Source organism: Peribacillus deserti, assembly GCF_016909175.1.
GTDB classification, from domain to species: domain Bacteria; phylum Bacillota; class Bacilli; order Bacillales; family DSM-1321; genus Paraperibacillus; species Paraperibacillus deserti.
Genome location: NZ_JAFBFI010000042.1, coordinates 1 through 10,674 on the forward strand (window position 1 = coordinate 1; position 10,674 = coordinate 10,674).

General features: G+C 41.5%; 6 protein-coding genes. 1 reads left to right on the forward strand and 5 read right to left on the reverse strand.

Features of this window, described 5'->3' with window-relative positions; genetic code table 11:
- Positions 1 to 45 precede the first annotated feature (45 nt).
- Positions 46 to 255 carry a hypothetical protein gene (locus JOC77_RS20770; protein ID WP_204548459.1) on the forward strand — a complete coding sequence of 70 codons (210 nt, stop codon included), beginning with the start codon at positions 46 to 48 and terminating at the stop codon, positions 253 to 255.
- Positions 256 to 728: 473 nt separating this feature from the next.
- Here the strand turns inward: JOC77_RS20770 and JOC77_RS20775 are convergent, their stop codons facing one another.
- From JOC77_RS20775 to JOC77_RS20795, 5 genes are all read right to left on the reverse strand, one after another.
- Complete coding sequence (locus JOC77_RS20775; RefSeq protein ID WP_204548461.1) at positions 729 to 5,054, reverse strand: PolC-type DNA polymerase III; 4,326 nt, start codon at positions 5,052 to 5,054, stop codon at positions 729 to 731.
- Positions 5,055 to 5,209: 155 nt separating this feature from the next.
- Positions 5,210 to 6,913 carry a proline--tRNA ligase gene (locus JOC77_RS20780; RefSeq protein ID WP_204548464.1) on the reverse strand — a complete coding sequence of 568 codons (1,704 nt, stop codon included), beginning with the start codon at positions 6,911 to 6,913 and terminating at the stop codon, positions 5,210 to 5,212.
- Positions 6,914 to 7,047: 134 nt separating this feature from the next.
- The gene (gene rseP, locus JOC77_RS20785) at positions 7,048 to 8,307 is read right to left on the reverse strand and encodes an RIP metalloprotease RseP (RefSeq protein WP_204548473.1); all 1,260 of its coding nucleotides are present in this window, start codon (positions 8,305 to 8,307) and stop codon (positions 7,048 to 7,050) included.
- A gap of 26 nt (positions 8,308 to 8,333) precedes the next feature.
- Complete coding sequence (locus JOC77_RS20790; RefSeq protein WP_204548467.1) at positions 8,334 to 9,482, reverse strand: 1-deoxy-D-xylulose-5-phosphate reductoisomerase; 1,149 nt, start codon at positions 9,480 to 9,482, stop codon at positions 8,334 to 8,336.
- 32 nt (positions 9,483 to 9,514) lie between these two features.
- Positions 9,515 to 10,309 (reverse strand): phosphatidate cytidylyltransferase, encoded by a 795-nt coding sequence (locus tag JOC77_RS20795; protein WP_204548470.1) that lies wholly within the window; start codon positions 10,307 to 10,309, stop codon positions 9,515 to 9,517.
- Between the last annotated feature and the right edge of the window lie 365 nt (positions 10,310 to 10,674).

Sequence of the window (10,674 nt, forward strand, 5' to 3'; positions counted from 1 at the left end):
GCTTTTCAAGTACTATACCCTTTAGGCAATAAATGAAGATCACAATTGGAAGTAAACACTTCATTGATAGAAAAGCAGACACCTGACAGGCATAAGACGAGCGGCGGCGAAAGGCCGGTTTTACCTCTTGATGGCGATTGGCTTATGACCGAAGGTGTCAGTCCGCAGCTGGACACCAAGAGAAAAGCAGAGGACGGTGTGTTTTTCAAGAGGTCTTGTGAAGGGAAGAATGATAAGTTTATATTGAACCTTTAAGTTAATGAAGGGCAGCACCCTATCAGAGTGAAATTGACTGCCTGCAGGGTTCTGAGGGCAAAACTGCTTAATTATTTGTTTTTTATTAAAAAATTCACTTAAATCATGGCCATTTATTAGAAAACCAGCTTCTACTTTTAGCATTTAGATGATTGCAAGTAAGTTTTAGGGACTATCAGGCATTTAATTTTAATTCATGCTTATAAAACGCCATCTTATGCTTATGTTTTGGGAATTTATGCTTGAGTTTCAGAAATTTATGCTTAAGTTTGAGGATTTTATGCTTACCTATGCTTAACTTAACACCCTAACGCTTTTCATTAATCGCTTAAGCTTGATCCTTGACCTACAGTAAACTACGCCCATACACCATCTCTGGTTTTAGCATTAATAGGCTAAACAGCACTCACCGCCAGCCAGCCCTCACCGCACGAACAAAAAAAAGAACCGGAAATTTTCCGGTCCTCTTCCTTTTAAAACAGTGACAGCTGATTTTGGTCTGGCAGTGATTCCAGGCAGCCTTGCTTGTCAAGGTATTCTAATATGGTTTTTGAAACTTTTCCGCGCTGTTGAAGATCTTCTTTTGATAGGAATTCTCCTTCTTCTCTTGCACGGACTATACTTAAGGCAACGTTTGTTCCTAAACCGGGCAGTGAGTTAAACGGCGGTATTAAGGAATTGCCATCAATGATAAATTCACTGGCATGTGATTTGTATAAGTCAATTTTCTTGAAAGAAAATCCTCGTTCACACATTTCCATTGCCAATTCAAGGACGGTCAGCAGGTTTTTCTCTTTTGTTGAAGCATCAAGGCCTTTGGCGTTGATTTCTTCTATTTTTGCCCTGATAGCCTGAGAGCCCCGAGTCATGGCTTCAATATCAAAGTCCTCTGCTCGTACGGTAAAGTAGGCAGCATAGTAAAGGATCGGATGGTGTACCTTGAAGTATGCAATCCTGACAGCCATCAATACATAGGCAGCGGCGTGGGCTTTCGGGAACATGTATTTGATTTTTTTACAAGAATCAATATACCATTCCGGAACTTCATTTTTTCTCATTTCCGCTTCAAATTCCTCAGAAAGTCCTTTACCTTTTCGCACTGATTCCATTATTTTAAACGCAAGTGACGGTTCTAAGCCTTGATAAATTAGATAAACCATTATGTCATCACGGCAGCCGATTACTTCGCTAAGGTTACAAATTTTATTATGAATCAGCTCTTGAGCATTGCCGAGCCAAACATCTGTTCCGTGTGAAAGACCAGAAATCTGGACGAGCTCAGAGAACGTAGTTGGTTTAGTATCTTCGAGCATTTGACGGACGAATCTGGTACCAAATTCAGGTATGCCAAGTGTACCTGTTTTACACATAATCTGATCCTCGGTTACTCCAAGTGACTCTGGACCGCTGAATATCTTCATAACCTCAGGGTCGTCCGTCGGTATCGTTTTAGGATCGATTCCGCTCAGATCCTGGAGCATCCTAATTACAGTCGGATCATCGTGCCCTAGAATATCCAATTTCAACAAGTTATCATGAATCGAGTGGAAGTCGAAATGCGTTGTTTTCCATTCTGATGTTTTATCATCAGCCGGGAACTGAATCGGTGAGAAATCAAATATTTCCATATAATCTGGAACAACTATTATACCGCCTGGATGCTGGCCGGTAGTCCTTTTGACTCCTGTACATCCTGACACTAACCGGTCCACTTCTGCATTCCGGATATGAAGATTATTGTCAGAGGCATATCCTTTTACATATCCATACGCCGTTTTTTCAGCTACCGTACCGATTGTTCCTGCACGAAAGACATAATCTTCCCCAAACAGCTCTTTCGTGTAATTATGTGCACGCGGCTGGTATTCACCAGAGAAGTTTAAGTCGATATCGGGAACTTTATCTCCTTTAAAACCAAGGAACGTTTCAAACGGGATATCGTGGCCGTCTTTTTTATAGTTCGCTCCGCATTCGGGACAGCTTTTATCCGGCAGATCAAAACCGGAACCTACTGAACCATCGTTAAAGAATTCCGAATGCTTGCATTTCGCACACACATAGTGCGGCGGCAGCGGATTTACTTCTGTTATTTCGGTCATTGTAGCAACAAGAGAAGATCCTACAGATCCACGGGATCCAACCAGGTATCCATCATTCAGTGATTTTTTAACCAGCTTGTGAGAAATTAGATAGATTACGGCAAACCCGTGGCCAATTATACTTTTTAATTCCTTTTCAAGCCGGGCTTCAACGATCTCCGGCAGCTGTTCACCGTAAATGCTGCGTGCCATCGCATAGCTCATTTCGCGGACTTCCTCTTCTGCACCTTCAATTTTCGGTGTGAATAGGTCATCTTTAATAACTTTAATGTTTTCTATTTTATCCGCTATTAGATTAGTATTTGCCACGACTACTTCTTTTGCCTTATCATCACCAAGAAACGAAAATGCACCCAGCATTTCATCTGTTGTACGGAAATGGACGTCAGGCAGCTTATGGCGGTTTAATGGATTTGCCCCGCCCTGTGATCTTACTAAAATCTTGCGGTATATTTTATCCTCTGGGTCCTTATAATGAACATTTCCTGTCGCTACAACAGGTTTTTCAAGCTTTTCTCCAAGCTTTACAATATTTTTTATAATACCTTCAAGCGATTTTTCATCACGTACATATTCCATCTCAATCAAATGGGAATAGACTTCTTTTGGCTGGATCTCAAGGTAATCATAGAATTCTGCAATTTCCTCAACTTCTTCAAAGGATTTCTGCATCATCCCTTCAAAAACTTCACCCTTGTCACAGCCGGATCCTATGAGAATTCCTTCTCTATGCTTCTGAAGAACAGAGCGTGGAATTCTTGGAACTCTATAAAAATATTCTAAGTGGGAAATAGATACCAGTTTAAATATATTCTTCAAACCCGTCTCATTGACTGCAAGCAGAGTACAATGGGATGGTCTTGAACGCTGATAAGAATTGCCTTTACCCATGTTGTCATTCAGCTGGTCATGGTATTCTACCCCATGCTCAAGAGCGTCTTTTAACATCTTAATTAAAAGATATCCTGTAGCCTCTGCATCATATATGGCTCGATGGTGCTGTGTTAATTCTATGTCAAACTTCTTCGTCAGCGTATTTAAGCGGTGGTTTTTCATCTCTGGATAAAGGAAGCGCCCTAATTCCAAAGTATCTATTACAGGATTTGCAGCTTTCCCGAAACCTAACTTTTTATAGCACACATTTAAAAATCCCATGTCAAAGCTGGCATTATGCGCTACGAATATACTATCCTCGGACCATTCCTTGAATTTTGTTATCACTTCGTCCACTTCTGGTGCATTTTCTACCATATCGTCTGTTATTCCTGTAAGATCTATTGTTGTTGCAGACAGCGGGTGGTGAGGATTAGCAAATGATTCAAAACGGTCAATTATATCTCCATCCTTTATCTTTACAGCTGCAAGTTCAATGATGGTATCGTAAACTGCAGATAATCCGGTAGTTTCCACGTCAAATACTACATACGTATCGGTAGATAAAAGCCTGTTTTGTGGATTGTAGGCAATCGGCACACCATCATTTACAAGGTTAGCTTCAATGCCATACATCACTTTAATGTCGTTTTTCTTTCCGGCTCCATACGCTTCTGGAAAGCTTTGGGCACCAGAATGATCTGTAACCGCGACTGCCTTATGGCCCCATTTTTTTGCCTGAGCAATAAGAGAACTTACTGAAGAAACAGCATCCATCGTGCTCATCGGAGTATGAAGGTGAAGTTCGACTCTCTTTTCTCCCTCAGGTGCAGTATCTGAACGCCCTTTTGCTTTTATTTCGTTTATGTCGTTAGCGATCATAACCAAATCTCTCACAAACGTATCGTTTTGGATGCTGCCTTGAACTCTTACCCACATCCCTTTTTTAATTCTGGCAAGCTGAGTGGCATCTTCTTTATCACGGGAGAACATCTTAACCATTATCGAACTGGAATAATCGGTTACTTTAAAGGTTAAAAGTGTACGTCCGCTGCGCAATTCGCGAGTCTCAGCATCAAATACATATCCTTCAATGGCTATTCTGCGTTCTTCGTCGACGATATGCTCAAGTCTGCGGAAATCCGCATCTTCTTTAATTCGGTACCCAATAAGCAATGGACCCTCGGACGCAGCTCCATCTTCTTTGGCCCGTTCACTTTCTTTCTTCTGCATTTCTACAAGAGCAGCGAGACCGCGTTCCTGGTCTTCTTTTTGCTTTTGTTCAAGAAATAATTTATATTCTTTATTCTCACCCTCGGGAGCTACTTCAGGTTCTATAGAAAAAACCGGGAATCCCAGGGATTGATAGATATTGGAAATCATACCCGAATATTTTCTCTTAAGCTGCCCAGCTTCAGCATCATTTCTAGCTGAAATAAGGATTCTATTGCCGGACAGTCTGGGAACTTGTTCATTTAAAAGAGACAAAAGAGCCGGAGAAATTCCATCTATTTCTTTAATACAATTATTCCAGTACTCTCTGATTAATTCTTCGGTAACCTGCGGATTCAATACCTTTATAGAAAAGGAAACATTTGCTATGTGTGCGAAGGATTGGGTGAGCTGGGTTGAAAACCTAGTGTAAACACTGCAGGGAATCAATTCTTCCAGCTGAAAGGAAAAATGCCATTTTTTCGAATCTCTTTCTACAAATAGCTTTTCTATTTCGGCATTATAAAAGTACTTTACAAATGCATCTTCCGTTAATTGAAGCTGCTGGAGCAAGAGCTGGAATCTTTGTTTTTTTGAATTTGGATTTTGGTCCATTAATTATTCTCTCTCCCCATTTTTTTAACAGTTTTCTGTATTGGCTCTGGTAATTATAACACATTTATATCTATGGATTATTAGTAAAAAAACTCCCGGAAAAAGAAAAAGGTACCATTAAATTGTAATGGGTACCTTCTTATTTTCTCTGCCGGTTAAACCGTCAAAAGATTAGTAATTTCTTGACTTACTTGACTCTTTTCAGCTTCAATGATTTCGCCAGACTGGCGGACTTTCATCTCCACTATGCCTTCAGCTGCTTTTTTCCCTACAGTAATACGGACAGGGATACCAATTAGATCTGAATCTGCAAACTTAACTCCTGGTCTTTCCTGTCTGTCATCCATAAGAACTTCAAATCCGGCAAGCTTAAGATCTTGATAGATCTCTTCAGCAAGCTCTTTTTGAACCTCATCCTTGATATTAACAGGGATTACATGCACCTGGTATGGAGCCAGATTTGCAGGCCAAACAAGACCGTTTTCATCATTAAATTGCTCTGCTACAGCGGCTAAGGTACGGGACACGCCGATTCCATAACAGCCCATAATCATTGACTGGGAACGTCCATTTTCATCAAGGAAGGATGCATTCATTGCTTCGCTGTATCTGGTCCCAAGCTTAAACACATGGCCCACTTCAATGCCCTTTGCAAATTTAATGAGGCCATTTCCATCCGGAGAAGCATCGCCTTCCTGGATAAAACGCAGATCAGCAAAACGAGAAACTTTAAAGTCCCGCTCTGGATTCACATTGATAAAATGGTAGTTTTCTTCGTTTGCACCGCACACGCCATTTACAATCGACTTAATGCTGTAATCCGCAACAATTTCAAGGTCCTTCTGAACATTTACCGGTCCAATTGAACCAATTTCACATCCAAGGATTTCTTTTGTTTCAGCCGGAGAAGCTAATTCTACCACTGAAGCTTCCAGAAGATTCTTCAGTTTAATATCATTAATCTCAAAATCTCCTCTTACTAATGCAAGTACATATTGATCATCTGCCTTAAATACCAGAGATTTAATGCAATTGTCTTGGGTTGTGTTCAAGAAGGAAGATACTTCTTCAATCGTTTTTTGATTTTCTGTTAACACCTTTTCAAGACTTTTTGGTTCTTCATTCTTTGCTTCATACTCTGCTGTTACAGGCGCCATTTCGATGTTAGCTGCATAATCAGATGAATCTGAGTATGCAATTGTATCTTCGCCGATGTCAGAAAGAACCATAAACTCATGTGTATCTTTGCCGCCCATCGCGCCAGAATCTGCAATTACTGCTCTGAAGTTCAGGCCGCAGCGGCGGAATACGGCTGAATACGCATTGTACATTTTTTGGTATACATCATCTAGGCTGTCAAAATTCGAGTGGAACGAATAAGCATCTTTCATGATAAATTCACGGCCTCGCAGTAAACCGAACCGCGGTCTTTTTTCATCACGGAATTTGGTCTGAATCTGATAAAGAGCAAGAGGCAGACGCTTATATGATTTAATTTCATCACGGATTAAGCTTGTTATTACTTCTTCATGTGTTGCACCAAGCGCAAATTCTCTGTCGTTGCGGTCATTCAGCCTCATAAGTTCTGGGCCGTATGAATACCAGCGGCCCGACTCCTGCCAAAGCTCTGCCTGCTGCAGGGCCGGCATAAACATCTCAACCGCTCCAGCATTGTCCATTTCCTCGCGGATAATGGTTTCAATTTTCTGGAGGACTTTTTTAGCAAGAGGAAGGTAGCTGTACACTCCGCTGGAATTCTGCCGGATAAAGCCTGCGCGCAGCAATAACTGATGGCTCTTTGTATCCGCGTCAGCAGGTACTTCTCTTAATGTTGGAATAAACGTCATACTCTGTTTCATCAATAAACACCCCATCTTAAATCTATCCAAAAAAATGTGAGCAGAAGCAAAGATGGCCATCTTTGCCCCTGCCCTGTTATCTTACTATTTAACCATACTGTCTCTTTAAATGAAACCTGTAAAAACTACATCCATTATAGGAAAAACCGCTGAATATCATTCCAGGTAACTACAAGCATAAGGAGCATGAGCAGGGCAAATCCGATAAAATGGACCATTCCTTCTTTCTGTCGGTCAATCGGTTTTCCGCGAACCGCTTCTACTGCAAAGAATAATAGTCTTCCGCCATCTAGAGCCGGAATCGGAAGGAGATTCATAATTCCTAAGTTAATACTTAGTACAGCAGCCCATTTTAACAGATAGACTACCCCAGACTTGGCCACCTCTTCAGTTGATTTATAAATACCAACTGGACCAGAAAGGGCATCAATTGTAAATTGCCCAGTTACCAGCTGCCCGAGCATCGAGCCAATTTGTTTTGTCCAAAAATAGGTCTCGGTAAAACCAGATGCTATTACCTTTGTCGGCGATTTTTCAACCGGAGGATAGACACCAATTACACCTATTTTTTTATTTTCTCTTTCAATTTCCTTTGGTTTTACAGGAATCTCGAGAGTTTTTCCGTCACGGTCGACTATAAAGACAATTTCTTCACCAGGATGCTTCTGGATAGCTTCCTGAATATCCATCCAATCAGACACTTCAGTACCATCAATGGATTGAACAGCATCCCCCTGCTTAAGGCCAGAAGAAATAGCTGCACCGTCTTTTGTCAAATTACCAAGCTTCGGTTCATCTACCACAATTCCCTGAAAAGCACCTATGATCCAGAAAAGAACGATGGCTAACAAAAAGTTCATCATCGGACCTGCAAAAATAGCCATCGTTCTCTGGCCTAATGTTTTAGATCCAAACTGGCGGTTATAGGGTACAATTTGATTCTCTGCACCATCTTCCACAAGCATGGCTTCAGGATGTACGCTAAATGTTTCCAGCGTTTGTTCTTCTCCGTCTTCATATCCCTTGATTACCAGGCTGTGTTCAAGATCTGCTGACTCTACTTCAACCACCTTGATATCAGGGTATTTTTCTTTATTATTTAAAATGATTTTATTCACTAAACCTTCATTATTGAATAACAGACCAACCCTGTAGCCAGGTTTAATCTCTGTTGTATCGGCATCTTCGCCAGCCATCCTGACATATCCTCCGACAGGAAGCAGTCTGATGGTATAAAGCGTTTCGTTCCTTTTCATTGAAAAAACCTTAGGGCCAATCCCTATTGCGAATTCACGGCAGAGAATGCCTGCTCTTTTCGCAAAGACGAGATGTCCAAGCTCATGGAAAAATACTAGAGCTCCAAATATCAGGATGAACGCAATCACTGTTTGCAAAGTTTGCACTAATTCAACCACCTTTTTTATGAAATAGACCGAATGAATTGACGAGTTTCTGCATCTGCTTCCCGAATAATATCCAAGCTTGGATTACTAATAGGAGTATGTCTATTCAGCGCCTTTTCTATCATTGTTTCGATCTCTAAAAACCCAATTTTTCTCTCCAGGAATCCCGCAACGGCAGCTTCATTGGCTGCATTTAAAACCGTCGGCATGGTACCTCCCGCTCTGCCGGCATCATAGGCGTATTGTAAGCACGGAAAACGTTTGAAGTCCATTTCTTCAAAATGAAGCTTCCCTATTTCTGCAAGCTTCAGCCTTTTTGCAGACGGAAAAGGAATTCGATCGGGATAAGTAAGAGCATATTGAATAGGAACTCTCATATCCGGTGTGCCGAGCTGGGCCATAATGCTTGAATCGTGAAACTCAACCATTGAATGGATAATACTCTCTCTATGGAGGAGCACCTTTATTCTATCGTAAGGAATTTGATAAAGCCAATGCGCCTCAATAACTTCAAGTCCTTTATTCATCATGGTCGCTGAATCAATTGTAATCTTTGCTCCCATCGACCAATTAGGATGGTTCAAGGCGTCTTCAACAGACACATTTTTAAGCTCTTCCCTGGTACGGTCTCTAAAGCTTCCTCCAGAGGCCGTAATAATCAGATTATCAATATTCTTCTCATTTTCACCTTGAAGCGCCTGGAAAATAGCTGAATGCTCACTATCTACCGGGAGCAGCCGCACTTTATTTTCTTCCGCAGCCTTCATAACAAGATGGCCTGCGGTTACCAGTGTTTCCTTGTTCGCGATGGCGATATCTTTTTTAGCTTCAATAGCTTGAAGAGTAGGATCTAAACCAACGCTTCCGATTACTGCATTTACTACAATATCTGCTTTAGGGTAGCAAGCTGTCTCCACAAGGCCTTCTTCACTGTAAGTAAATTGAATGTTCAAATGAGAGTATTCCTGCCTTAATGCAGCACAATGCTCTCTCCCTTGAACAGAAACAAGCTCAGGCTTAAATTCTTCGATAATTTTTCTGGTCAAATCAAGATTTCGTCCCGCCGACATAGCTGCGAGCTTAAATTGCTCCGGATTGGAACGAATAATATCAAGCGTCTGAGTTCCAATGGAACCAGTAGCTCCTAAAAGACTTATATATTTCAACACTTTCAACTCCTACATTTTGAAACAAGCTTTTAAAGAAAATGAAGCAAATGAAGAATAGGCAATACAAAGATCAAGCTGTCGAGCCGGTCTAATATTCCGCCATGTCCTGGTAAAATATTACCGGAATCCTTAATTCCATAAAGCCTTTTATAAGCAGATTGCACAAGATCGCCAATCTGGCCGAAAATGGATATGAAAATAGAGATAGCAGCGAGCTTCCATAGAGGGTCGGAAATGTTTGTAAACAAGAAAAAGACCACAGCTACCAGCAAGCCGCAAATAATGCCTCCAACGGCACCTTCTATCGTTTTATTAGGGCTGATATCCGGCCAAAGCTTCCGTTTCCCCATGGCCCGTCCGACAAAATAAGCTCCTGAATCGGTAGCCCAGATAATGAATAAAGTAAAAAATATATAAGTCAATCCATTATCAATTTCCCGTGTCTCATAAAAATAATAAAAGCCCATCCCCACATATAATACGGATATGATCATGAATCCCGCATCATCATATGTGTACTTGTTCTTTGACAACACCGTGAAAGTTAACAAAAGAAGCACCAATAACAAAACAATTTCAAGCTTTGTATACATTTCGTTAGTAAGATTATCAAAGGCCGCTGCAGGCATCAGCACTATCCATAATGCTGCATAAGACAGCACAGAAGGCATGCTAAGCAAAGGCATCTTTCTCATCTTAAAAAGTTCATATAACCCAACAGTTCCCAGCAAATAGGCAGTTGCCAGCAGTGGAACTCCGCCCATTATAACAAGCGGCAAAAAGACTGCAGCAGCAATTATTCCAGTAATGATTCTCTGTCTCATAAATAAAAATTCCTCACCTTCATAGAAAAGCGGAGGTATCCGCGTTTTGCCCCGAATTGCACAAGACGAGCGGGGCTATGAGAAGCGGTTTTCTTCTCATGGACCGATTGGCTTGTGACTCGAGGGGCAGGATACCGGAGCTAGACAAACAAGAAAAGCGGAAGCGCCTTGGTCTGACCCGACAAGCATAAGACGAGCAGGTCGTGGGAAGCGGTTTTTCTTCCCATGGACTGATTGGATTATGACTCGAGGGTCAAGGCGCTGCAGCTGGACAAACAAGAAAAGCGGAAGCGCCTTGGTCTGACCCGACAAGCATAAGACGAGCAGGTCGTGGGAAGCGGTTTTTCTTCCCATGGACTGATTGG